The 25891-nt window shown below is 56.3% G+C and carries 19 protein-coding genes; 10 read left to right on the top strand and 9 right to left on the bottom strand.

The window, feature by feature from the left end; all coding sequences use genetic code 11:
* Positions 1–216: 216 nt before the first annotated feature.
* The 4 genes from Poly21_RS22680 to msrA form a co-directional block, all read right to left on the bottom strand.
* The gene (locus Poly21_RS22680; RefSeq protein ID WP_302120234.1) at positions 217–2202 is read right to left on the bottom strand and encodes a TolC family protein; all 1986 of its coding nucleotides are present in this window, start codon (positions 2200–2202) and stop codon (positions 217–219) included.
* A gap of 492 nt (positions 2203–2694) precedes the next feature.
* A complete protein-coding gene (locus Poly21_RS22685; RefSeq protein WP_146409301.1) occupies positions 2695–6162 on the bottom strand; it encodes an efflux RND transporter permease subunit in 3468 nt (1155 codons plus the stop codon).
* Positions 6163–6255: 93 nt separating this feature from the next.
* Positions 6256–7440 carry an efflux RND transporter periplasmic adaptor subunit gene (locus Poly21_RS22690; protein WP_146409302.1) on the bottom strand — a complete coding sequence of 395 codons (1185 nt, stop codon included), beginning with the start codon at positions 7438–7440 and terminating at the stop codon, positions 6256–6258.
* A 744-nt stretch (positions 7441–8184) separates the two neighbouring features.
* Complete coding sequence (msrA, locus tag Poly21_RS22695; protein WP_146409303.1) at positions 8185–8682, bottom strand: peptide-methionine (S)-S-oxide reductase MsrA; 498 nt, start codon at positions 8680–8682, stop codon at positions 8185–8187.
* A 220-nt stretch (positions 8683–8902) separates the two neighbouring features.
* On the opposite strand from msrA, the gene Poly21_RS22700 reads away from it, so the two are divergent.
* Positions 8903–9880, top strand: a complete 978-nt coding sequence (locus Poly21_RS22700) for an alpha/beta hydrolase (RefSeq protein ID WP_302120237.1) — start codon at positions 8903–8905, stop codon at positions 9878–9880.
* On the opposite strand, the gene Poly21_RS22705 is transcribed toward Poly21_RS22700, so the two are convergent.
* Together Poly21_RS22705 and floA are read right to left on the bottom strand one after the other, a co-directional pair.
* The gene (locus tag Poly21_RS22705) at positions 9877–10326 is read right to left on the bottom strand and encodes a hypothetical protein (RefSeq protein WP_146409304.1); all 450 of its coding nucleotides are present in this window, start codon (positions 10324–10326) and stop codon (positions 9877–9879) included. The two genes, Poly21_RS22700 and Poly21_RS22705, sit on opposite strands and share 4 nt — an antisense overlap.
* A 23-nt stretch (positions 10327–10349) precedes the next feature.
* Positions 10350–11435, bottom strand: a complete 1086-nt coding sequence (gene floA, locus Poly21_RS22710; RefSeq protein ID WP_302120238.1) for a flotillin-like protein FloA — start codon at positions 11433–11435, stop codon at positions 10350–10352.
* A gap of 243 nt (positions 11436–11678) precedes the next feature.
* Here floA and Poly21_RS22715 point away from each other — a divergent pair, with 243 nt between their 5' ends.
* Positions 11679–12854, top strand: coding sequence for a Gfo/Idh/MocA family protein (locus tag Poly21_RS22715; RefSeq protein ID WP_146409305.1), 1176 nt, complete (start codon positions 11679–11681; stop codon positions 12852–12854).
* Between the two features lie 186 nt (positions 12855–13040).
* On the opposite strand, the gene lipA is transcribed toward Poly21_RS22715, so the two are convergent.
* Positions 13041–13958 (bottom strand): lipoyl synthase, encoded by a 918-nt coding sequence (lipA, locus tag Poly21_RS22720; RefSeq protein WP_146409306.1) that lies wholly within the window; start codon positions 13956–13958, stop codon positions 13041–13043.
* Between the two features lie 112 nt (positions 13959–14070).
* On the opposite strand from lipA, the gene smpB reads away from it, so the two are divergent.
* The 6 genes from smpB to Poly21_RS22750 all read left to right on the top strand — a co-directional run bounded on the left by smpB (position 14071) and on the right by Poly21_RS22750 (position 18831).
* Entirely contained in the window at positions 14071–14649 is a 579-nt protein-coding gene (gene smpB / locus Poly21_RS22725) for an SsrA-binding protein SmpB (RefSeq protein ID WP_146409307.1), read from the top strand.
* 68 nt (positions 14650–14717) lie between these two features.
* The gene (locus tag Poly21_RS22730) at positions 14718–15404 is read left to right on the top strand and encodes an ABC transporter ATP-binding protein (protein ID WP_302120241.1); all 687 of its coding nucleotides are present in this window, start codon (positions 14718–14720) and stop codon (positions 15402–15404) included.
* The gene (locus tag Poly21_RS22735) at positions 15401–16762 is read left to right on the top strand and encodes an ABC transporter permease (protein WP_146409309.1); all 1362 of its coding nucleotides are present in this window, start codon (positions 15401–15403) and stop codon (positions 16760–16762) included. The genes Poly21_RS22730 and Poly21_RS22735 overlap by 4 nt, the downstream gene beginning before the upstream one ends.
* Before the next feature lie 175 nt (positions 16763–16937).
* The gene (locus Poly21_RS22740) at positions 16938–17354 is read left to right on the top strand and encodes an SseB family protein (protein ID WP_146409310.1); all 417 of its coding nucleotides are present in this window, start codon (positions 16938–16940) and stop codon (positions 17352–17354) included.
* Positions 17355–17653: 299 nt separating this feature from the next.
* Positions 17654–18229: a hypothetical protein gene (locus Poly21_RS22745; RefSeq protein ID WP_146409311.1), complete on the top strand. Its 576-nt coding sequence runs from the start codon at positions 17654–17656 to the stop codon at positions 18227–18229.
* Positions 18230–18240: 11 nt separating this feature from the next.
* Entirely contained in the window at positions 18241–18831 is a 591-nt protein-coding gene (locus Poly21_RS22750) for a hypothetical protein (protein WP_146409312.1), read from the top strand.
* A gap of 110 nt (positions 18832–18941) precedes the next feature.
* Here Poly21_RS22750 and Poly21_RS22755 read toward each other — a convergent pair whose 3' ends face one another.
* Positions 18942–19220, bottom strand: a complete 279-nt coding sequence (locus tag Poly21_RS22755; RefSeq protein WP_146409313.1) for a (2Fe-2S)-binding protein — start codon at positions 19218–19220, stop codon at positions 18942–18944.
* The gene (locus Poly21_RS22760) at positions 19217–21196 is read right to left on the bottom strand and encodes a GntP family permease (RefSeq protein WP_436967519.1); all 1980 of its coding nucleotides are present in this window, start codon (positions 21194–21196) and stop codon (positions 19217–19219) included. The genes Poly21_RS22755 and Poly21_RS22760 overlap by 4 nt, the downstream gene beginning before the upstream one ends.
* A gap of 265 nt (positions 21197–21461) precedes the next feature.
* On the opposite strand from Poly21_RS22760, the gene Poly21_RS22765 reads away from it, so the two are divergent.
* Entirely contained in the window at positions 21462–22211 is a 750-nt protein-coding gene (locus Poly21_RS22765) for a sulfite exporter TauE/SafE family protein (protein ID WP_146409314.1), read from the top strand.
* 43 nt (positions 22212–22254) lie between these two features.
* Entirely contained in the window at positions 22255–25803 is a 3549-nt protein-coding gene (locus tag Poly21_RS22770) for a DEAD/DEAH box helicase (RefSeq protein WP_302120244.1), read from the top strand.
* Positions 25804–25891 lie beyond the last annotated feature (88 nt).

Consider the following 25891-nt stretch of genomic DNA (forward strand, 5'->3'; position numbering starts at 1 on the left):
AGTCGACATCGAGCGTGACGATGCCGTTCTTACGTCACCCTCCCAAGCGATTCTTGGGAGGGCGAGGAATGTGACTTTCGCGAGTTTCTCGGGGAGGACGCGGTCTCGGTTGCCCAGCGATTGACGGTCGCTCTGAGCGATCGGCACCTCCCCGACAAGACTTCAGCCTACGGCCTTCCTCAAACCTCGTGTGGAGATGCCGAAGGAAGATAGCACTCACTGATAGCCAGCCAGCACGCCACCTCCGCCGAGGGCTTGGTAAGCGTCGACGGCAGCCGTCAGTTGTTGTTGTTTGGTCTCGATCAAAACCATTTTCGCTTCGTTCATATCACGCTGCGCCAACAACACGTCCAAATATTCGCCGCGGGCGTTCTGGAAGAGTGCTGTGGCACTATCGATCGATGCGATCAACGCTTCTAGCTGTAGCTTTTTATCCTCAATACTCTTGCGATAGTTTTCTACCTTCGTCATCGAGTTGGTGACTTCGGTGAAGGCCTGCAGAATCGTCCGTTGGTATTCGTAGACGGCCTGCAGTTGCCGCGCGTTGGCTGTCTTGTATTCAGCCTGAATCGCTCGCTTGTTGACCAAGGGGGCAACGAGACCGCCGGCGAGATTGTAAATCAATGCTTCGGGCGTCCAGAACATGTACCTCGGATTGAAGGCTTCGAAACCAACGCCCCCTGTGAGTGTCAGTGCGGGGTAGAAGTTCGCCCGGGCGACCTTGATGTCCAACCCAGCGGCTCGCAGTTCACGCTCGGCTTGACGAATATCAGATCGGTTCCTGAGGAGATCGGAGGGGACGCCCACGTTCAGCGCCTGCAGATTCAAATCAATGTATTTGACCGATGAGCGCTGGACTGGTTGAGGATAACGCCCCAGTAGAAAGTTAATACGGTTTTCAGCTTCGACTATCTGCTGTTGAATGATCAGCTTCTTGCTTTGGTTCTTGCGAACTTCCGCTTGAAAACGTTGGACAGCCAATTGGTTTCCACGCGCTTGAGCCATCATGCTCTTGGACGTCTCCAAGCTCTTTTCTTGGAGAGCAATCGTTGCATCAAGGGTTTCCATCTGGTTGTCGAGTGCCATCAGCTCGTAGTAGTTTTCGGCGACCTCCGAAACCATCCGAGTGACCACGTAGTTCCACCCATCTCGTGTGCCGAGATAGCGGAGGCACGCGGCATACTGGGCATTATGTAGCTGATTCCAGATGTCGATCTGCCAAGAAAGATTGGCGGCCATTAGGAAGTTGGGTAGTGGGTCGGGGAAATTGACGCCTGGGAGCGGTTGAAGTTGCTCCTCGGCTGCGCCAAGTGGCGTGAACAGGCTGGGCTTTTCAACGCCAGCCCCCGCCCCGAATGACAGAAACGGACGATACGCACCGCTGCGAGCTAGCACCCGGTTATTGGCAATCTGAATGTTCTCCGCCAGAATTTTAAGCTCCTGGTTGCCTGTCATCGCCTGGGCGATCAATGCGGAGAGGTTGGGGTCCCCGAAAAAGTCGTGCCAGCCGAACAACGCTGAATTCTGAGGTATTGCAGGACCGAAGTCCATGCTCACGGAGTCAAACTCAAGCTCGGGTGTCGTGCCATCTACGTCGAGCGGCACCGTATTTGGGTAGACCGTCTCGTCGTAGGCATCTGGGTTTAATTCAGAGGCATTGTCGATGGCGACGACTGCCGCGGTAACATCACTGCCGGTCGCGCCGCCACTGCTCGCGGTGTTCAGGTTGATGATTCCATCAATGGGGCTTATCGGTTCAGCGATATCCACTGAAACCATTTCGCTTTTACGCGTGCTCAGGTAGCTGTCGTCGGGGACGTCCGGCATCGCATCTGTGCTGAGCTCCGCCGCTGTCCCATCATCTTTGATATCGAGTTCCCCGCTATTCTTTAAAAAACTAGCAAAGGTGACAGACCCATCGACGCTCGCATCGGAGGCCGACAGCGCGTCCGATTTGCTTGTCATGCTGACCGGCTGTAGAGTCTGGTCAGCAGGGTTGATCGGCACGTCTTGTATTTCACCATCGTCATCCTGCTCGCTGACCACGCCGTTGTTACCTGCCGGGTAGGCTTGTGGCAGCATCGCTTGGGGTTGCGGGCCGCGAAGGCATGGAATGTTGCAGGATGGCAAGACCACGAGAGAGCTTGACGCAATCGCAGCAGTGATTGCGATACGCTTGTGCTTCGCAAATGTAAACTTCATGAAAGGGTTCATCCTTGTACTCCTTAGCGTCTTCGTCCAGAAACAACTGTTCCTGGTTGCCCGGCCGCAGCCCGGCGAAATTTAACTCGCAACTCATCGGATCATCGAATGCGATGATAGGTTTCCGTACCTGAACCGATGGATCCGATCTGGTCGCTCCATGAAGTCGTACCCGCAGAGGCTGGCAGCATGAAATATGCGATCGAGACTGGTTTTTAGTATCGACAGCGGTGATGATCGGTCTTTATCAGTCGTGCTTGACATAGGGGCAATTTACGAGGAATTGACCTGTCTAAAACCTTATAACCGTCACAACTGGTGAGCCGAAAACGCAATGTTCTCGTGCTCAGAACTCATTTTACGGGGAGCTGGTAGCGGTCCGGCCTGCAAGTCCTTTCGGGTAAAATGCAGGGGTTATTCTGCGTAGCACGCGACCGATCGAGCAATCCGATGAGTCGCGTTTCTGCAAGCAGATGGTTACCGCCAGCTGAATCAATCTTGCGGGCGCTCGCTAGCCACATGGGGCTCATGTTCGAAGATCTCGCTTAACGGCCCGTCATGTTCATCGCGAAGTAGCGTCTTCCCGTCGGCCATCTTTGCAAAGATGTAGTAGAGGCCAGGAATGAGGAAGACGCCAATTACCGTCCCTAAAAGCATGCCGCCTACAGCGGTGGTGCCGATCGTGCGGTTGCCGATTGCGCCCGGTCCAGTGGCTCGGACCAAGGGAATCAATCCTGCGATGAATGCGAACGAAGTCATCAGAATCGGCCTGAAACGCAAACGGCCACCCTCGATACCTGCCTCGATCAGCGACAAACCTTCTTGGCGGCGTTGGACCGCAAATTCGATGATTAGAATAGCATTCTTGCCCAACAAACCTACCAGCATGACCAGGCCGATCTGGCAGTAAACATCGTTGGCCAATCCCATGGCTTTGAGGAGCAGGAATGAGCCAAATAGACCCACCGGGAGGGAGGTGATCACGGCCAAGGGCAGTAGAAAACTTTCATACTGCCCAACCAGCACGAGGTATACAAAGACAACCACGATCAAGAAGATATAGATTGCGGTGTTGCCCTTCCGAGCCTCGTCATACGACAAGCCTTGCCAGCCGATGCCATATCCGTTTGGTAGTGTTTCTTCGGCAACTTTCTTAATTGCTTCAATCGCTTGTCCGGTACTGTACCCATTCGCAGGTGCACCTTGGATCATTGCGGTCAAGTAAAGATTGTATCGATTGATCTCATTGAGACCCTGCATTTTCTCGACTTTCATGAATGCCGAGTAGGGAACGTTATCGCCTTTGTCGTTGATTACAAATAGGTTGTCTAAATCCTCTGGATACCTTCGGAATCTCGGCAGGGCCTGCACGTAGACCTTGTAGAACTGGTTGAAGCGAACAAAGCCCTGCTCCCAAGTACTGCCGACGACAATCGAGAGATTATCCAAGGCATCACCAATGGATACACCTTTCTGCATCGCTTTATCGTTGTCGATCTTGATTTCGTATTGGGGGTAGTTACTCGCGAAGAAAGTGAATAGCCCTTTCATCTCTTTGCGTTTTGCCAAGGCCGCCATGAAATCATCGGTAATTTCGCCGAAACGCTCGTAGTCATCACTGTTTGTCTTGTCGAGCAAGCACAGTGAGAATCCACCGGCCGCACCAAAACCAGGAACTGCGGGCGGCTCAAAAAACTCCAGTTTCACGTTGGAGATATCCGCGCCCTTTTCCTCGAGCTCCTCAATGATTTCTTTGGACGTTCGTTCGCGATCAGACCAATTCTCCAGGTTAATAATGCAGGTCCCTGCATTGGATCCTCGGCCTTCGGTGAGCACCTCATAGCCGGCCAGTGATGAGACCGATGTCACCTCAGGAATGGTTTTACAGATTTTTGCCAGTTCGGACGCTTTGGAGTTGGTGTATTCCAGTGTTGAGCCAGGTGGCGTCTGAATAATGCCATAAATCATGCCTTGGTCTTCAAGAGGAATAAATCCGCTAGGCAACACTGTATTGACAAAGACAATGCCGTAAGCGAAGGCGCCGATGAGAATCATCGTTACCAGTCGCCGGGTCACGATTCGCCGCAGAATTGCTGCGTAGCCTCCTGTCACCGCTTCCACACCACGATCGAACGCGTGCAGGAAAATACCGAGGGGACCACGTTTCTTAACTTCACCCGGCTCGCTGCCTGATAATACCGATCGCATCGTGAAGGCGACCAGCACGCCAAAGATCGCCGAGATCACCATCTCCTTCGTCTGGTTCATTTCAACTTGCTCGGCGGCGAGTTCATGCACGAGCTCGACTTGCAACAGATAGTAAAGTCCGACGCCCGCGGCCGCGCCAAACAATACTGCCAGCATCGCCCGGACGATGTTGGCCCCACTGCCGAACATTCGCTTGATCGAGCGGTTGGTGAATCCCACCAGACCATGCTGTTCTCGATGGCCGTGAACGTGCGGTTTCAGGATCATCGCACACAGAACCGGTGTTAGCGTAAGAGCGACCACACCCGACAGCACGATCGACATCGCCATCGTTAGACCGAACTGGCGGTAGAACACACCGACGGGTCCGGGCATGAATGTCACGGGGATGAACACGGCAGTCATCGTCATTGTGATGGCGATGATGGCTCCGCTGATTTCGTGCATGACCTCCCGCGTCGCCGCGTAGGGCGAGAGATGCTTCGACGCCATTTTTTCGTGCACTGCTTCGACGACTACGATGGCGTCATCAACCACCACCCCGATCGCTAGCACCAGCGCAAAGAGCGTGATCAGGTTGATCGACATCCCGAACATCAGCATGAAGAAGAACGTTCCGATCAGCGAGACCGGAACCGCCAGGGTTGGGATCAGAGTGCTGCGGAAGTCTCCAAGAAACAGATAGACGACCAGGGAAACGAGGATGAATGCCTCGAATAAGGTATGCAGCACTTTTTCGATCGACGCGTCAAGAAATCGAGAAACGTCATACGTGACGGCGTAATCCATGCCCGGTGGAAATGACTCCTTCATCTCCTCGAGCTTCTCTTTGACCTTTTCAATGATCTCGGTGGCATTCGATCCGGGGGTCTGTTTGAGCACGATCGCCGCGGAAGGGAGGCCATCTAGGTCCGAATAAAGATCATAAAAAGATGACCCTAACGAGACCTCAGCGACGTCTCGGATCCGCAAGATTTCGCCGTTAGGGTTAGACCTCAAGATGATGTCTGCGTACTGCTCCGGTTTGTTATAGCGACCGATCCATGTCAGCACATACTCTACCGTTTGTGACGTAGTTCCTGTCGCCTGGCCCAAGCGTCCTGGCGAGCCAATCATACTTTGCTCTTTAATCGCCTCCATGATTTCTTCAGTCGAGATTTTATAGGCACGCATGCGCTCCAGATCGAGTTCGACCCGCATGGCGTAGGCGCGGTTGCCCAGGATTTTCGCACTTCCGATACCAGGAGTTCGATACACCTCCGGTAGAATGTTGCTCGAGGTGTAGTTGTAAAGAAAATTCTGATCGACGTTTTTATCTGAACTGAAAATGTTCACGTACATCAGCATGCTGGTCATGTTCTGCATGACGATGATGCCCTCTCGCTCGACAATCGGCGGGAGTTGGTTGCGGATCATCTGAATCCGATTGTTAACGTTCAGCACCGCCACGTTGGGGTCAGTGCCGGGTTCGAAAATAATCTGGATTGTTGCTTCCCCCGCACTCGTCGCGGCGGAACTCATATAACGCATGTCCTGGACACCGTTAATCGCTCGCTCCATGATCACGAGCGTGGAGTTGACGAGGATCTTGGCACTCGCACCGGGATATGACACCGAGACAATAACGCTCGGCGGCGCGACAGAAGGAAACTGTGAAATGGGCAGCGTTACAATTGCCAGTCCACCGAGAAACAGAATGACCAGTGAGATAACGATGGCCAGGGCTGGCCTGTGGAGTATGCGTGCAAACATGATGTAATGGTGGCGTGGTAGCCGGTGTCACTCGGCGATCAGGAAACAGGAATTCAGCTGGTCTCGAGCGCGAGACCAGTACGGCAGCAGCGACTATTCCGCGTGATACTTCAAGTGCTTCATCACGTCTTCGGGAGCTTCATACTCGTACTCAATCTTTTCGCCGTCACGGACCTGCCGGATACCCTCAAAAATGATTTTGTCATTGATGTCGAGACCATCCTTGATCAAGTAGATGTCATCCTTCTCGCTTGCGATCGTGATGTCTCGTTGGTGGACAACATTGTCCTCATCAACGACGAACGCGTACTTCTTAGCGAGGATTTCATAGGTCGCTCGCTGCGGAATCACAACCGCGTCGTCAACGACACGACTGAGAATAATGGTGCCGGTCTGACCATGCCGGAGGACTCGGTCGGGACTTTCAAAGTCTGCTCGAAAGGAGATGTTCCCCGTTTCGTTATTAAAGTCCGCTTCAATCGCACCGATCTTGCCTTCACGAGGATACATCTCACCATTGGCGAGCCGGAGATTCACCTTCAGTTGGTCTTTTTCCGCGTCGGCTTGGTAGGCGAGATAGTTTCGCTCGGGCACGTTGAAGTACACCCATAACAAACTGTTGTCCGAGAGCGTCGTCAGCACATCGCCATCATCAATCAGACTGCCGGGCTGAAAGAGTTGCCGATCAACGATGCCGTTAAACGGTGCCTTGATGTCCGCAAAATCCATCTCAGCCTGGGCCAGCATCACCTCAGCCTCAGCTGTCGCTAACTCTGCATTCGCCAAATCTACTTCGGGCTTGGCAACAATATTTTTCTCAAACAGCCGCTTGGTGTTGTCGCGTTTGATTCGCATCAACTCTGCGTGCGCCTTGTCTGCGGCAAGCTTGGCTTCATATAGAATGGGGAGGATCTTAAACATGCGATCACCCTTCTGAACTAGCTGTCCCTCTTTGACGTCAATTGATTCGAGATACCCACCCTCGAGGGCGCACACCTCAATGTGCCGCCACGCATGGACTTGGCAGACATACTCCTGTGTACTCACGACGTCTTCCAGCACTGGACTGGTGACGACAATCTTGTGCTCTATCTCACCTTCTTCGCCGCCTTCGGCATGCTCGCCCTCGCCTGTACCGTGTTCGCCATCAGCGTGCTCACCTTCACCAGTAGAATGCCCACCAACATACTGGTCCTTGAGTTGCTCCATTTTGTCGCACGCAGGCAGACACAGGATGAACAATAGAATAACGAATTGAGTGAACGGTGCGATTTTCATGATGGGTACTTGGGAGGTGCTGACTGGGTCGCGGCCCAGTCGACATGGTAGAAATCGTATTGGGGCAAGGATATCGTTGAGTGTCAAAGACCCTCGTATCCATTCATCTTTTGCCGACCCAGCGAACTTCGGCCGGGCTTGGCACTCTCGGCTGCGGTCGACACGCTGTGCAGAAAAAATGGGCAGTACAAAGCCAGCGACAGGGTGGTGCATTGCGGGATCAGAGAATGTTGGCTGCAATCGAAGGGGCGGATCTGCAAATTGCGGTATCGTGTGCAAAAGTTTGCATGCAATGTTGGTGAATCAATCTGCACCCTAGCCCCGTCGATCTATCTGAGTTGGCAGATGGAAACCGCCAAAACACAATGTTTCTGATTGAAAAAGTGTTCCAGAGGAATCTGTCTCTGCATGAGAACAGGTATCAAACGCAGAAAAAGCAAATTCCGGACCAAACCGAAAGAGGGGGTGTCTGTTAGCTCTTTGGACTCAGTGCTGATCTTCACGGAGCATTGATTTGTGAGCGGCCAGAATCCCCAGCCGAGGATCTTGGCGTGAGGGTTGTTTATTGCCTCGTGCGATGGCGCCTTGTGCGATGGCAATAAGATGCTGAAACGCAAACACGTGTCGTCTCAGCCGAGATAGGCAGCTGCGAGAGATCTCCGGCGGGTGATGGCGCATGCGATCACCGCCGCTCAGTCGGAATCTTTCACGCGTTGGGCGCCCATGCGGGCGGGGCGAGCCAGTTTAGTCGCGGCGCGGCAGGACCCAGTCAGCGCGTGGGAAATGGCAGGTGTAGCCGTGGGGGATACGTTCCAGGTAGTCTTGGTGCTCGGGTTCGGCTTCCCAAAAATCACCCACCGGCTCGACTTCGGTCACAACCTTGCCGGGCCAGACTCCTGCGGCATTGACGTCGGCGATGGTATCGAGTGCGACCTGGCGCTGAGCCTCGTCGACATAGTAAATTGCCGATCGGTAGGAGGTTCCTCGATCATTACCCTGCTGATTGGGAGTCGACGGATCATGGATCTGAAAGAAGAATTCCAGTAGCTTGCGATAGCTGATGACGTCCGGATCGAACAGGATTTCGATAGCCTCGGCATGGGTGCCATGCTGCCGATAGGTTGCGTTGGGGACGTCGCCACCGGAGTAACCGACGCGAGTTTGCTCCACGCCTGGCAGTTTGCGGATGAGGTCTTGCATGCCCCAAAAACACCCGCCGGCGAGCACTGCACGCTGAGTCATCGTTTGGTTCTCTTATTTCAGAGGGGTTGATTCGACAAGCATTGATCGTCGTCCAATCCGCTCTCGCTGGCAATCCCAGCTATCCGAGCAATGCAGGTCCTCGGGCAAATTCCCTGCAAACCGCCCCGGGTTGGGTTAAAATGTCCACAGCCTCTCGCGTTTCGTTGCGACAATATTTGGACGACTTTGCTGGACTTCTTTCCGCCTTACCTTGCCATTGATGATCATGTTCCACCGCTGCCATTTTGATCTTGCATCTGTACTTCGTGGACGCTGCTTGGTGTGGGGGATAGGCATGTTGTCCTGCGTGGCTCTGTTTGGTCCGTCGCCCTCTGCCTGGGCACAGCGACCGGGTAAACCTGCGACACAAAAGCCAAAAGACCCAGCCCTGGAGCCTCGTTCCGAAACGCTGGCCACCAAAGACGGGGTCAATATCACGGTGTATTACTTTCCTTCGGATCAGGGAAAGGATGCCGTTCCAGTGATGATTGTGCATGAGTGGAAAGGACAGGCAGCACCCTATCTGAAATTATGCAACGCGCTGCGTAAAAAGGGATTCGCAGCGATCGTGGTGGAGTACCGCGGCCATGGTAACAGCAAAACCTATCGCGACCTGTCCGGGGCAGAACACGACTTCAATATCTCGACGATGGGGCGACGCGATGCCGATGCCATCATTCGCTATGACATTGAGGAAGCGAAGCAGTTTTTGAAAGGAGAAAACAACGCGGGTCGTTTGAACCTGAACGCGCTGTGCATGATCGGTGTGGAGGAGGGGGCGATTCTGGCGGGTTACTGGGCGGCGCGAGATTGGGGAATCCCAAGCGTTGGGCGGATGAAACAGGGGCAGGATGTGAAGGCCCTGGTGTATGTTTCACCGGAGAAAAACCTGCATGGGCTCGCCATGAGTAACCCCATCGCCGAGCCGAATCTGATCGGTCTGCCGACGATGATCGTGGCGGGGAAAAGCAGTGCCCAGGGCAGCGAGGCCGAGCGTGTCGGCAGTCGGCTTGAGACGGTAAAGAAACGCTTCAATCAAGGCACCGCTACGGGCTTTGAATTGCTGCTGCCCAAAACGAGTTTGAGCGGTCCGGCGCTCATCAACGATGAGGCCACCGTGATTCCCAAAATTATCAAATTTCTGAAAAGCAACGTCCGGGTGAGCAAGGCCGAGAATCCCTGGATTGACCGTCCTTAAAACCTTGGTCGGTTGATAACCTCACGGAGGAGGAATGCTTGACGCAGTCCATCCGGCTTGCGAATCATTTCCTTGAGGGCATCTGCGGGGGTGGGGCCCGATTGTCGTCGACGGTCGCTGAGACCGCCGATCTTCGCCTCGGCCATCGCAGGTGACGACGAAGGATCGCCAGCAGTTGCATGGTGGCTTCGTTGATTTGGATCCTCATCAACGTGGACCGCATCGATCATTTCGATGTCGCGTTCGTCTAGGATTTCATCCTCATCGTCGTCGTAATATCCAGTGGCGGTGTCGACGACGCGTTCCCGATTCGCATTGGAATAGGGGCTGGGGCGAGAGCGGGTTTGTTGCTCACGCTGCTGCTCCGCCTCCGCCCGCCATTGAGCCTGTTTGCGTTGACGCATTTCAGCAGCTTGACGCAAGAAATCTTCAAGGTCTTTCGACATTGTGGCAATCTTTCCGAGAGGGATTATTGGTGAGCGTTAATACTGGCCGATTCGCTCCCCTGTCCCGATAACGAGCGGCGCATCTCGGTATCAGCGATGACATTTTGCATGCGGTAGTAGTCCATGATCATGAGTTTCCCGCTGCGGAATGCTTCGGCCATCGCATGGGGCACTGCCGCTTCGGCTTCGACGACCTGAGCTCGACTCTGCTCGATACGGGCTTGCATTTCCTGCTCTTCGGCCACGGCTTCGGCCCGCTTGCTTTCGGCGTTGGCTCGTGCGACTGCGGTATCCGCCTCGGCTTGATCGGCCTGCAGGCGAGCACCGATATTAGCCCCAACATCAATGTCGGCGATGTCAATGGAGACGATTTCAAACGCGGTTTGGGAGTCCAGTTTTTTGGCCAAGACCGTTTTGCTGATGACATCGGGGTTTTCTAAGACCGCTTTGTGATTGGCAGCGCTGCCGATCGCGCTAACGATCCCTTCACCGACCCGAGCGATAATCGTTTCCTCGGTCGCCCCGCCGATCAACTGCTGCAAATTAGCACGCACGGTCACGCGCGCTTTGACTTTCAACTGGATACCGTCTCGCGCGACTGAATCGAGCGACGGTTTTGCCGAACCGCGTGGAGGGCAATCGATGACTTTGGGGTAGACGCTCGTCTGCACGGATTCGAGGACATCCCGCCCTGCCAGGTCGATCGCCGTGGCTTCGCGAAAAGTGAGCGAGATCGTTTTGGCCTTTTTGGCGGCAATCAACGCCCGGATCACTTGCTGCACATTCCCGCCGGCGAGGTAGTGTGCCTCCAGGGCGCCGCCGGTCAATTCAGGATCGTCGAGCCCGGCTTGGGTCGCCATGATTTTGGCCCTCACAATCGCCCGACTGTTGACTTTGCGAAAGCTCATCGCGATGAGGTCGGAGAAACCGATGTTGGACTTCGTAAGCACCGACTGGATCCAAAGACCAAAGTATTTCGCGAAGACGAAAAATACTAATAGAATCAGGACAAAGACGAGCAGAGCACCGATCAATACAAGCGTATTGAAATTGCCCAACCCCGCACCAAGGGTGAAATTCCAGTCGAGGGTTGGCAGGAGAGGGTTCATGGAGATTCTCAGAGACACGTGCGGGTGAGGGAGGTCGAGTGGCGGTTCCTTCGCTCAGCCATTGTAACATCGGCAGGACCGGAATTGACGGCAGGTCCGTGAAATAAAACGAGACCGTGGGGCGACGTGGTCGGTCACGCTGTGGCTGTGCGGTGACTTCCCAGCCGTTATACTCCTGCCCTGTATCGAGCCGCCGGGCTCGAGGTATTGAAACGAACAACCTGAGCGAAGTGAGCAAAAAAGATGGCGAAGCGACCCCTGAATGTTGGTTTGATTGGCGGCGGCGGCGGTGCTTTTATCGTCCAGCCTCACCAACGTGCGATCCATTTCGATGGCACCCGACGGGTGACGGTTGCGGCGCTCCACCCCGACGCCAAAATTGCCCAGTCCGAAGCGGCTGCCTGGGACTACCCTATCAAGGGCTACGACAGTTACGACGAAATGATTGAGCAGGAGTCTGCCAAACCGATCGGCGAGCGGATTGATTATGCGCTGATCGTTACGCCCAACCACGTTCATTTTGATCCGGCGATCAAATGCGTGCGAGCTGGCATTCCCGTGTTCTGCGAAAAACCGCTGACGATCAATTTGGACGAAGCCAAACAGCTCGTCGCTGCGGTCAAGGAAGCCCAGGTGCCTTTCGCCGTCTCGCACACCTATCTCGGTCACTGGACGAGCCGCTTCTCACGGTTCATCGTCACCAGTGGTCTGCTCGGCGACGTGCGCTGGGTCGACTCGTACTACCTGCAGGGGTGGTTGGCCGAACGGACCGAAGACTCAGGCAACGCGCAGGCCGAGTGGCGTGTCGACCCCAAGAAATCGGGCGCGAGCTTGTGCGGCGGAGATATCGGCACCCACGCGTTGATGCAGCTCCGCTACGTCACCGGATTGAATGTGGACCGAGTGCAAGCACACCTGGAAACTTACGTGAAAGGCCGGATGCTCGACGATCACTTCACCAGCTACGTTGAATTGTCCAACGGTGGCAAAGGTATCGTCCGCGCTTCGCAAATCGCGATCGGCCACAAGAATGATCTCGGTATCGAAGTCAACGGTACCAAGGGCACGCTGTCATGGCGTCAGGAGTTCCCCGAGGAAGTGAAAATCCAACTGCCGGGACAGCCCGATCGCACCTATTTCCGTGGAGCAGTTTCAGCCAACGACGGCTTCTTGGGCGATTTGCCCGAAGACCTGATGGCCGAACCCAACGTCCCCGCAGGGCACCCCGAAGCGTTCCACGACGCCTTCGCGAGACTGCACCGCTGCTTCGAAGCCGACGTGCGGCTGTACAACGATGGGAAACCATTTGACTGCGATGGCAGCAAATATGCCAACATCGACGACGGCTACACCGGCATGGCATTCATCGAAGCGGCCGTGAAAAGCTCGAAAGACGGCAACGTTTGGGTGCAGATGTAAAGCTGGCCGTGTCGCCGGAGATCGTCGCGCCGGAGGCCCGCTCTCCTCGTACCGTTCGATACCGCCGCATGTAGCCTGGAGCAACCGCCCCAGGCTATTTGCTTAGATCCTAACAGCGTCGCAGGGGCTCGCCGGTTGGTTTGGTTCGAGCCCTGGCGCCGTTGGCGTACAGGAACTGCAACCTGCTCAGGCAGTTTCAGCCATATCCCGAGCGTGGTAGCTGCTGCGGACAAACGGGCCGGAGGCGACTTTCAGAAAACCCATTTCTTTCGCGAGCTCGGCGATTTCGTCGAATTCCTCTGGCGGAACGTACCGGACGACCGGCAGATATTTCTCACCGGGCTGGAGATATTGGCCGAGGGTGAGGAAATCGACGCCGTACTCGCGAAGATCTGCCAATGCGTCGAGGAGTTCGCCGCGTTCTTCGCCCATGCCGAGCATCAGCCCGCTCTTGGTTTTGACAGTCGCGTCGTATTTTTTTACTTCCCGCATCATTTGCAGTGTCCAGGCGTAATCGCTCTTTGGACCCCGAACACGGCGGTACAGTCGTGGGACCGTTTCCATATTGTGGTTAAAAACGTCTGGGCGAGCTTCGATCACGCGCCCGAGAGCGTCTTTGCACTGCACGAAATCAGGTGTCAGGACCTCGGTCGTCGCCCCTGTCCGTTCACGGACGGCGATGACGCAGCGGTAGAAGTGGTCCGCTCCGCCGTCGGGCAGGTCGTCCCGCGTGACACTGGTGATGACCACATGCTTCAGCCCCAGCCGGGCGGCCGCTTCGGCAACTCTCGCGGGTTCGTCCTCGGCAGGAGCCTGCGGCGGGCGTCCACGATTTACCGCACAAAAGCCACAAGGACGCGTACAGACGTTCCCCAGGATCATGAATGTTGCGGTTTGTTGGCTATAACACTCCATCCGATTGGGGCATTTGGCGTTTTCACAAACGGTCTCCAGCCCCAGTTCGTCCATCAGCTGGTCGGTGAGGTGATTCGAATTGGATTTCGGAATCGGACGTTTGAGCCAACGGGGCAATCGACCCGTAGCGCTGACGGACGTGCCTTCGGGCATCTCGGGTTCAGAGACTACTGGCAATCGAAAAGCCATCGGTACTTTCACGTTCAAAATCAGGAAAAATTTTCGCGACCAAGCCGTATTGTAGTCGCCCCAGCAAAATCTCACCATTGCTGGGTCTTCCCTTTACCTCGCCCGCGATACAATGCCTGCCATGTCGAAGTCCAAAACAAAATCGCACAAGACCTCACTGACCGCTGCGGGCAGGAAAGACGCCGATACGAAGTCCAAGAAAAAAGCGGGCGGGAAGGCTGCCGGTAAGCAGGCGGCTCCGTCGACCACGCCTGTCGCGGAAAATCGCAAGGCCAAGTTTCGCTATGAAATCCTGGATTCCATCGAATGCGGCATGATGCTCAAGGGCAGCGAGGTGAAGTCCATGCGAGATGGCAAGCTATCCCTTGACGAAGCGCATATCCGCGTCACCAATGGAGAACTGTGGTTGGTGGGTGCCGACCTGGCCCAGTACACCAATGCCGGGCTGTGGAATCACGATCCACGTCGCGCCCGGAAATTGCTGGTCCACCAGCGAGAGTTCAATAAATTTTCAGGACGCGCTTTCGAACGTGGGCTGACACTGATTCCCCTGCGGGTTTATTTCAACGATCGAGGGATCGCCAAGTGTGTGATGGGGTTGGTCAAAGGTAAGAAAACCCAAGACAAACGCGAAACGCTCAAAAAACGTGACACCGAAATGGGACTGAAGCGTGCCATGCGACGTCGCTAGGTCCCTGAGGGCAGGCGCCGGGCCTGTCATCGAACCCATCCCGCTCCTCTGTGAGATTGTCCGACTCGATGTTATCTATTGTCGACCTGATCAAAAAATTTCAACAGCCCGGCGGCGGTGAGCTGACCGTGCTCGATGTGCCGAAGTTTGAAATGACCCGTGGCGAACAGGTCGCATTGATTGGCGAGAGTGGCGGTGGCAAGACGACGCTGCTGCACTTGATCGCCGGCATGCTGACGGCCACCTCCGGCTCGATTCGTGTCGATAATCTGGAATTGACGAAGCTGAGCGAACAGGGCCGCGATCGATTTCGCGCCGCCACTATCGGATACGTTTTTCAAACCTTCAATCTCCTGCCGGCATTCTCGGCAATTGAAAACGTCAAGCTCGGCATGACGTTCGGTCATGGCGGTGTCGACGGCGCTCGGGCGCTGGATCTGCTCGAGCGCGTGGGGCTCGCCGACCGCGCCCACTACCGACCCAAGCAATTGTCCGTCGGCCAGCAGCAGCGAGTGGCCATTGCCCGCGCACTGGCGGGACAACCCAAGTTGCTGCTCGCCGACGAACCGACCGCCAATGTCGATCCCGCCAGTGCGGATGCTGTGCTGGATTTGATCATCGAGTCATGCCGTCAAGATTCAATCGCATTGTTGATGGTCACCCATAGTATGGACGTCGCCGACCGTTTCAGCCGCGTCGATCGGCTCGAAGACATCAATCGTATCGCTGCCCTTCACCAACATCCGGCTTCATGAATCTCCTGTTCATCGCATGGCGTAATTTTCGTTACCGTGCCCTCTCAAGTTTTTTGACCACCCTGTCGCTGATGCTCGGCGTCGGATTGGTGGTGATGGTGATGGCGATTTATGGCATCATCAGTGAAGCCTTCGTGCGGAACGCTTCGGTCGGCTACAACTTGGTCGTCGGACCGCCCGGCAGCGCCCTGCAGCTCACCCTCAACAGCGTTTACTACCTCAGCCAGCCGATTGAGAACCTGCCGTACACCGAGTACATGGAGTTCTTTCCGCAGGAACAGCGGGCGGAGATGGTACGAGAGTACGGCGGCGATCCGGCCTTGGGTGAGCGCGACGGTGTGTATGCGGGATACGTCGCCGGTGGATACGTGATCCCACTGGCCTTGGGAGACTACTATGGCGACTCTCGCGTCGTCGGCACCACTCCGGAATTTTTTGAAAAGCTGCGGCATGGTCCCGACGTCGACCAGCCGTTTGTGTTTCGAGAAGGACGCGCCTTCGAAACGTATACACCCGAAAACCAATATTTCGAATGTGTGCTTGGTTCACGTGTCGCTGCTCAATCGGGGCTTCAGGTCGGTGACACCATGAACCCGACTCATGGTGATCCCGAGGGCAAGGGGCACGGTCAGGGATTCCAGGTCGTCGGTGTGCTCGCGCCCACGGGTACCCCCAACGATCGAGCGGTATTCGTGAACCTCGAGGGGTTCTACTTGCTCGAAGGCCACGCTCGACCGCTCGAAGAGGATGCCATTATCGAGCCACCCCAGCGAGATCCTGACGACGAACGTCCTCCGCTATTGATGATCCCCGAACGGGAAGTGACATCCATTCTCGTTCGCAATGGTAACCTGATGTTTGCCCCGGGGATGCAGAACCGGATTAATGAGACGAAGCGGGCGCAAGCGGCCGCACCGATCGGCGAGATCAACAAACTGATGTCGGCAATCGTCGGCCCACTTCTGTCTGCGCTACTCGTGATCACCCTGATCACCTGTGTCGTTGCCGCGTTTGGTGTGCTGGTGGCGATTTATAATTCAATGAATGATCGGCGACGAGATATTGCGGTGATGCGGGCTCTCGGAGCGCGGCGGGGGAGTGTCACTTGGATCATCTTGTTCGAAAGCCTCATCATTGCAGTCGTGGGCGGTGCGGCGGGCTGGTTCCTTGCCCATGTCGCGATTCTTGCGGCCGGGGGCTTCATCGAGCAACGCACCGGGGTTCAGGTTAGTCTGTTCTCCGTGACGGAGTATGAGTGGCTGGTGCTTCCGTTTGTCATCTTGCTGAGCTTACTCGCTGGCATCGTTCCCGCCATGGCCGCTTACCGAACGGACGTCGGATCGAATCTTTCGGCGTGATCAGAGCGAGAAAACCTCATAGCTTCTGCATTCCCTCCAGACCGGCTATATTGTCAGGGTCGGCTGGAGATGCGAGTGCATTGAGTCGGCGGGAATGGATTTCTCCCGAAACACAAAGCTGCCCGACGGATGATGCAGTGTACGTCGTCAAACGCCTTGCGGGTTACGGTCATTCATGGGTGTCGAGTCGGAGCTAAACGGTCGCAGTTTTCAGGACGCTATCTCGCGTCACGATATCGCCTCGATCACCCGCCAACTCATCGAGAGTCAGTTTGTATTGATTCATTTGGGGGATGAAGGTTCCGATTCTTCCGAACCGGAAGACGTCCTCGGCGCGCTCACTGCGAGTCGGGGCGAGCGAGATTATCTAGTAGCGTTTTCTAGCCAAAAGCACGCCAGTCGGTTTGTCGAACTCCGCAGCGATCTGTTTGAGAGCGAATCGGAAGTCGGTGGGTTTTGGGTCGATGGCCGCACCATGCTCGACTATCTCGATGACGAACTGGGCATTCTGCTCAATCCCGATGGCGACGGCCATCGCCAGCTCGAGACTGATCTGATTCGCGAAATTCTCGACGAGTTGAACCTACAGTAGGATTTTCCTGTTCAGCTGCTCGCAACTTGATCATTTTGCCCAGACCCCGCTGAGATTGTCTTACCTGCGAAGGATCGCGGGGACGAGTGAAGACCATCGAAATATACGCTTCCGCTGAGCCGCCTCCGTAGTGCGGGGTGCGCGAACACGCGGCGCAACCGTCCATGCGCAACCGATGAACCGTTTGACGCGTATCTTCGTAGCATGCTGGCAGTCCATTCTGAACGCTACACTCAGTACCGTTCGTCAAGTATCCCCGTTATCTTTACGGCTTCACGCACCTCTCCGGGAAAGTTTTCATGTCACGTCAAGGTTGGTTCATGAGTTCATCAAAATGGTTTGTGCTCACGGTGGCGATGACGTACACGGGTGCGTTAGCGGGGTGTCGGCCCGCAGAACCACCGGCCGCGAGCGTGGACGAACATGAACACGACGAACACGGGCATGATCACGACCACGACCACGATCACGCTGGCCATGACCATGACGGTCATAACCATGATGGCGACGTGGATATCGACAACTTGGTGCCGCTCAAGAGCACCCCGCCGCTGGAATCGCTGAGTCAGGGCGTCGATCAACTGGTTGTCATTCGAGATGCCATTGCCAAAGGGTTTGCCGACGACGACGTCGACTCCATCCACGATCAGTTGCACGACGTTGGCACGCTGCTCGGTCAGATTGAGGAAGCGATTCCTGCCGCTGAAATTCCAGATGCTCAAAAGAAGGAAATGCAGCAAGCGATTGAGACGCTGTTTGAAGCCTACGGCGACGTGGACCTCAAATTGCATGGTGCCGAAGGGAAAGACTACAAAGACGTCTCTGGGGAAATTAATTCTGCCATCGATGTGCTGACCAAAAACTCTCACTCTTAGTCGAGATACTCATGACAATGCCCTCCGCTTGCTCACGCATCGTCCGTTTTGCTTCGCCCATATCGTTTGCAGTGCTCGGTCTGCTCGCCCTCACTGGGTCGGGCGGATGTGACGGTGAGCGTTCCGCTCCAGTAGTGTCGCCACCGGGTGGTCGGGCGAGTGAGTACCTGCTCACGACGCAGCCCAGCGACCCTGCCTCTTTGACGCAGACGGCTGAGGAGTTGAGTGGGGCTGAGGGCTCGCCCAGTGAGCCCAACGCAGCGCGAGAGGTGGTGTTGATCGGAAAGATTGACGCGGGTGATTTCCCAGCCTTCCAAGATGGTCAAGCGACCTTCATGCTCAGCGAGTTGCCGGCCGCAGGTCACGGACTGGACGATCCGGATCACGAAGACAACTGCCCCTTTTGTAAACGTCGTGCCGAGCAGGCCCCGAAAGCGATTGTTAGTATCGTGGACCCTGACGGGAATGCTGTGAAGACAGACGCTCGCGAGCTACTCGGCGTGGCCCAGGGCGACCGCGTGATCGCGGTGGGGACGGCGACCTATGACAAGTCCGTCAACGCGATCACGCTGCAGTGCAGCGGCGTGTACGTCGGAAAGTAAGAACGGAACGTTCGGTCCACAGAGCGAGAGATTCAGTCGTCAGAGGCGTGTTGGCGAGGTTTGTGCTACCTCTAAGAACGCGCAGCATCGCGACGGGCCATTCGCGTGACTTAGGGGAGCGACTCGTTCTGCGCCTGACGGTAGGCGGCTCGCTGCCGCGCGTATTCTTCGGGACTTGGTGACGATTCCGTGTCTTGGCCGGCCGCTCCTGCTGCCGTCTCTTGCTCGAACAATCGTTTGAGAAACGGCCGGCACCATCCGCACCCCGTCCCCGCACCGTAACACTGCGACAATTCGCTGGTCCGGCGCGGCTGCTGCACGCGGATGTACTGAATCACTTTCCGCCGGGTTACATGAAAACAGAGGCACAGCTCGTCATCGTCTTTCATGGGATCGCGGTCACGATCGGCAGGATTTGACTGAGAATGATCGTCGTGACCAATCCACCGATGGAGAGCATGGCGAGCAGGGGCGTCCAGCAGCGGAGGGCCTCGGCTTCGGTCAGGCCGCCCATTTTCGTGAACACCCAGAATCCGCTGTCGTTCATCCAGCTGCCCATCAGCGCGCCGCTACCCACGGCGGTCGCGACGTAAACGAGGTGGAAAGGCGGTTCCTCGTTCCCCATGATCGCTGCGATCATGCCAGCACCAACGATCATGGCGACCGTGCTGCTGCCTTGGGCAACTTTGAACACTGCGGCGACCGACCACGCCAGTAACAGGATGGCGATCCCGGCGGCTTGTCTCCCCGCAAAATACTCCCGAATGGTATCGCCGACACCGGTTTGAAAGAGCATCGCTCCAAACGCTCCGCCAGCCGCCGTGATCAGAATAATGACACCACCGCTCATCAGGGACTCCTCCACGTCGATGCCGAGCTCTCGCCAAGACAGCGAACGAACGACCTTGAACGTCAGCATCGCTGTCAGCGCGGCCAATAGCAAGGCAAAGTTTGGGTTGCTCCAGAGGCCCAGGGCGTTGGCGACCTTTCGTGTCGGGCTGTTCCAGCGATGGGGGGCAATTAATTCGGGGTAAGCAGCGTCGAGCAGTGCTCGGTTCATGCGTCGCCGATCGACGGGTTTCATCCGCAATTGATCAGCCTTTTGAAGCTCGGCGGTGATTTTAGGAATCGACACATCCGCAAACGCGTCGGCGCTGTAGAAATCAGGGTCCAGCAAGGCTTCATTGATAATCGACACCACGCGTTCTTTTTCGACGTCGTTGACCGCGGTGGTGGTCAATCGCTCTCGCTGCTGCGGGGTGATTCGCTCACTCGCTAGGATCCGGCCGGCGGGTGATTTTTCGGTGGCCGCGTCGAAACGGTCCGCCAGCAGATCAAAATTTTCAACGTCCGTCGCCAGCACAGCCGCTCGATCCTCGCGATCCGCGAGCGTCGTGGCCAAGGTCCCGGCGCCGATCAAGACGACAGGCAGGAGGACCGGCAGCAGCGAGACAAAGAGGCTGGGCAGCTTTTCTTCCGCCAAGGGTTGATGGCGATCCTCGCGGGCGCCGAGCGGACGCATGGGAATCGGCATTTTCTTATCGACGTAGATCGAAAACAGCAGTCCCAAGGTAGCCGAGGGGATCGCCACCATCACCCCGATCATCATCATCATCCCAATGTCGACACCCAGAATTGCGGCCACCAACAGGGGGCCGGGAGTGGGCGGGACGAGCGTGTGGGTAATGCAGCCACCGGTGGCGATCGCCAACAGATAACGCAGGTAATGCTTGCCCGTGCGGCGGTGCAGCGATCGAGCCAGCGGTACGAGCAGGTAGAACACCGTATCGAAGAATACAGGGATCGCTAGGATAAAACCGCTGATCATCAATCCCAGCGAGGCTTTTTTCTCGCCGGTAGCGTTGACCGCCGACCGGACGATGCGGTCAGCGGATCCACTGTCGAGCATGCACTTGCCGATGATTGCCGCCATGGCGATCACAATCCCCACCCCGGCGGCTGATGACCCAAAGGAGCTAACCACGGCATCCATCCGTTCACCCATGCCGACGCCCTGCTCCCGTCCAACGAGCACGCTGACCAGGATGGCAGAGATAATCAACGCTAAAAACGCATTCAATTTCAGCGCGATAATCAGCGTAAGGACTGACACAATGCCAATCATGACCAGCCACGCGGGCGTCCAGTCGATGCCGTCGGCGTCACTAACTTCATCTTCACCTGCAACCTCCGCGTCCACCGCTGGCGACGCCTGGGCCGCCACCTCAGTCGCTACGACTGGTGCATCTGAATTGGTCACAGCAGCATCTTGGGCCGCTGCGGGCGAGGGCAGTAGCGCAGCGACCATGCCGAAAACAAGGATGAAAAACCCGAGGCGAGTGAGACGGGGAGCGTGGGTGGGCATTGTCGTGGTGTCTACCTAGGAAAAAGTGCGACTGGATCGGCGATTGGGTGAGAATCTTAGCATAAGCAGCGTGGGGAGGGACGATTGCCGACCGCTTTCTCAGCAGCGGGGGGCGTGGCGAAGGTGGTTCGGCTTGTTGATGAATCGACACAGTCGTCATGGCGTTAGCCGTCGGTTGTCGCCAAGCCCGTTTGCCGTCATAACGTGGGGCCTGGCTGCTTTTTAACCCTCGCGACCCGATAAGGCTGATCACCTGGATATCTCGATGTTGACCATGGTCACGCCGCTGCAGTGGGCGTGTTTAATTCTAGGTGCCGCTGGAATTGGATTTTCCAAATCGGGCTTCCCCGGTGTCAGCATGCTGCACGTGGTGCTCTTTGCGTTCGTGTTCGGAGCGATGCCGTCCACGGGCGTGCTGTTGCCGATGTTGGTCGTTGGCGATGCCTGCGCGATTTATTTCTTCGGCCGCGAAGCGAATTGGCGACATGTTCGACGTTTGCTGCCGCCGACGATCGGGGGGATTCTCATCGGCTGGCTGATGATGGATCGACTCGACTCGGACCAGTTTAAATGGATTGTCGGTGGGATCATCCTCACTCTTTGCGCGGTGCAGTTCGTGCGTACCTACCGTCCGGGATGGTTCGATGAGGTGCCCCATCAAACTTGGTTTGCCGTCGTGCTGGGGTTGCTGGCGGGAGTGACGACAATGCTTGCCAACGCTGCCGGCCCGGTCGTGGCGCTCTATTTGCTCGCGGTGGCGCTGCCCAAGTGGGAGCTCATTGGCACCAGCGCGTGGCTGTTTTTAGTGCTCAACGTGGTGAAACTACCGCTGAGTTTCCAGTTAGGGTTGATTACCGATTCAACGCTGCTAGTCGGTGCGGTCCTGACGCCGGCAATTCCGCTGGGGATGCTCGCCGGACGTTGGCTAGTTGGACGTGTGTCGCAGAAGTGGTTTAATCTGATTCTCCTCGGGTTCACCGCGATCGCCGCGATTCGCCTGATCGGATGGATTTGAGCGGCCCGAACGAATCTCGCCTCGTCTTGCAGGGATGAATAGAATGACTCAACGCAGTGCATCGGAACTTTCGCGACAATTATCCGAGCTCGCTTCGCTAATGGGCGGGAATCCCACGCGGATGAGAGCGATGCTCGAAGAGTTGGGCGTGCGAGTCTCGCCGAGCGAGTTGGCGTCGATGAGTCAAAATTCGCTGTTTGACGTCGACGAGGAAACCGATATGTCGCTGGCAGAACAGTGGGGTGAGCGGTTCGAGATCCTTCATGACTCAGTCCCCAAGAAGCTTCAGAAACAAGCAAAAGGCTTCACCTACGACGTTGCTGAGATCTATCCGCACGGTGAGATCCACGGGATCTGCCGGACTCCGCGCGAAGTCTTTCCTCTCTTCGCCAGGATTACGTTTGACGATTCGCCTGCCGAATGCGGATGTTCTGCTTCGCGGGGCGAGGCCCCGTGCGCGCACTCCGTTGGATTTGTCGAGTATCTGGCTGATGAACTTTTCGATAGTTCGTCCCAACTCGCCAGACGCGTTAATGCGGAACGATTCTCTCGTGGCAAGCCCAACTACGATCAATTGAAGCCCGATTTGACAGCGAGACTGTTTCACCAATTCGATTCTGCGCTGCAGCAGGTCGGTGATCTCGACGAGCAATCTGTGGTTCAAGCCGACACGCTCGCTTGCCGGACAACGACGGTAGAGAACCGCTTGGCGTGGCGAGTCGAGGTGGCGCCGACCGATATCGAGGTCTACCCTATCAGTCAGCAGCCCAAGAAGCGTGGCAGTGGTTACACCAAAGGCCGTCGCATCAAAATCGAGACGGCGTTGTACGAACCGAATTTGCAGCGTAGTGCTCAGGACCGCCGGGTGTTTGATCACGTCCAAATGCGCGAGAGTTATTACAGCTACCGCGACGAATGGGAGATCGATCAGATTTCGGCGTTGCGGACGTTGGTTGACGCGCCGAACGTTTTTTTTGATAAGGACCCCGTCACGGTCCGGCGGGATGATTTTGAGTTCGAATTGACGCTCGTCGATAATCATTACATGCTCATTGCACTGATGGCGTCCGACGATGTCGAACAGCAGCAGGCTCACCGCGACCTCTCAATTTCCAATTTCTGCGATCAGCGACGGGGGGTGCCGGTGAAGCAGGGGGTGCATCTCGCCACGACGCGTGACGGTACCGTGATGCGGTTTGATATCGACCGGCAGATCATTTCCTTGATCGAGGTTCAGCCAGCTGAGATCCCATTGCTGTTGATGTTACTGCAGTTCCCAGGCGTGGACGCCGAACATGGCGAGGAGCTCGTTAAACGACTGAAGCATTTGCAATCACGGTTCACCATTGGTTTACCCGAAGCGATGTTGGGGCCGATCGTAGACACGCCCGCACAGCCCGTTGTCCTGTTGCGAAGCAATGCCGATGGGGCCCTCGATGTGGCGCTGCGAATTCGCGATGCCGAAGGCAAGATTCGCCATCCTGGCAGTCCTCCAGCGATCTCGATCGGTCATCGCGAGGGGAAACCGGTGCAAATTCGCCGCGATACCGCCCATGAGATTCGCCAGTCAACCTACTTGGCTGAAACGCTGGGCTTCCGTTTCTTCGAACCCGAAGAATCCCTCGCCCATGAACGCTTCGCGGCTCATATTACCGACTTCGGCGACGCTCTGAATTTGATTGAACGATTGCATTCGTGGTCGAGCGAAGGCGAGCAATCGGTTTCGACCAACAGCGATTTTTCAGAAATTCCCAAGCCGGAAGTCCTCTGGGATCGCAACAGCGAGAAACCGATCTCGGTGCTCGGCAGCATTTCGAGCCAGAACGTGCGAGTCGAAATCAATCGTAAGCGGGATTGGTTTGGCATCTCGGGGCAATGTGACGTGGGCGACCGCAAGCTCGATCTCGGCGAGCTGTTGGAGAATCTGTCTGCGGAGGATGCAAACGCGATCCATGGTGATTTCGTCCGCCTCAAAGATGGACAGTGGGCACGCATCGGCGAGAAGCTGCGGCGGCGTCTGCGCCAACTGCGTGACGCGACCCATGCTGATCGCAAGACGATGAAGCTCGATGCCACTGCAGCTCCCGCGATCCGTGATTTCCTCGATGACGGCGAAATTGAATTCAAGGCCGTCAAAGCCTGGCAGAACTGTCTCGATCGACTTGCCCGCGCCGAATCACTCGACCCCCAATTACCCGCCGGGCTCGACGCTAACCTGCGTGACTACCAAGTCGAAGGGTATCGCTGGTTGCGACGGCTCGCCGAGTGGGGAGTGGGTGGCGTGCTCGCTGACGACATGGGGCTGGGCAAGACTCTGCAAACACTTGCCGTCTTGCTCGATCGCAAAGACGAGGGGCCTGCCCTCGTGATCGCGCCGACGAGCGTCGCGTTCAACTGGGTCCGCGAGACCGAGCGATTTGCACCTGGCCTCGCCGTGCATCTGTATCGTGAAACCGACCGGGCGGAGTTCCTCACGCAGGTCGGTCCGGGCGACGTCGTGGTGTGCAGCTATGGGCTCGCACTGCGGGATCACAAATCGCTCGCAGATGTCGAGTGGGGCACGATGGTGCTCGACGAAGCCCAGGCGATCAAAAATAGCCGCAGCAAGACTTCCAAGGCGATTGCCGATATCCCCGCTGCGTGGACCGTGGCGCTGACGGGTACACCGGTAGAGAATCATCTTGGTGAATTGTGGAGCCTGTTCCATGTCGTTTCACCAGGAGTGTTTGGCGGATGGGAACAGTTCCGTAAGCGGTTTGCCTTGCCGATTGAGAAAAATAACGATGAAGCGGCGCGTCGGGGCTTAGCCGAACGTCTCAAACCGTTCGTGCTGCGGCGTAAAAAGTCAGAGGTGCTCAAGGATCTACCGCCGCGGACGGAAATGAATCTCTACGTGGATCTATCCAAAGAGGAACGAGCTGAGTACGAACGCGTGCGTCTGGAGGCCATCGGCGAGGTTGATCAGTTGCAGGCGACGGTGACCACACAAGATCAACGGTTTCGCATTTTGGCGTTGCTGACGCGTTTACGACAGATCAGCTGCCACCCCAAACTCGTTAATGAGTCCTACACTGGGGAAGCAGCCAAACTCATTCAGTTGCGTGAAACGCTCAGCAATCTCAAGGAGGAGGGGCATCGTGCGTTGATCTTCAGTCAATTCACACAGCACTTGGCATTGATCCGCAGCGAACTCGAGGAATCTGGATTCACGTATGAGTATCTCGATGGGTCGACACCTGCCCAGGCACGCCAGGAACGCGTCGATGCGTTTCAGAACGGTTCCGCTGATGTGTTTTTGATTTCACTCAAAGCAGGCGGCACTGGCTTGAACTTGACGGCGGCGGACTACGTCATCCACATGGACCCGTGGTGGAACCCGGCGGTCGAAGACCAAGCCACCGACCGCGCTCATCGGATCGGTCAGGACAAGCCAGTGATGGTGTACCGGATTATCGCTCGGGGCACGATCGAAGAAGAAATCTTCGCCCTCCATGAGACGAAACGAGATCTGGTCGCCGGCGTGATGGAAGGCACCGCCGCGGCCGCGAAACTCAACAACGACGAGTTGATCGCCATGCTGCGGAAAGGGTAGCCGGCCTTTAGCCTCCCATGATTGTGTCGGAACCTGGGCATGAGCGGCACAAGCATCGTCGTTCATGCCGCGACAGTGGCCGGCGGTG

The organism is Allorhodopirellula heiligendammensis (genome assembly GCF_007860105.1).
Taxonomy (GTDB): domain Bacteria; phylum Planctomycetota; class Planctomycetia; order Pirellulales; family Pirellulaceae; genus Rhodopirellula; species Rhodopirellula heiligendammensis.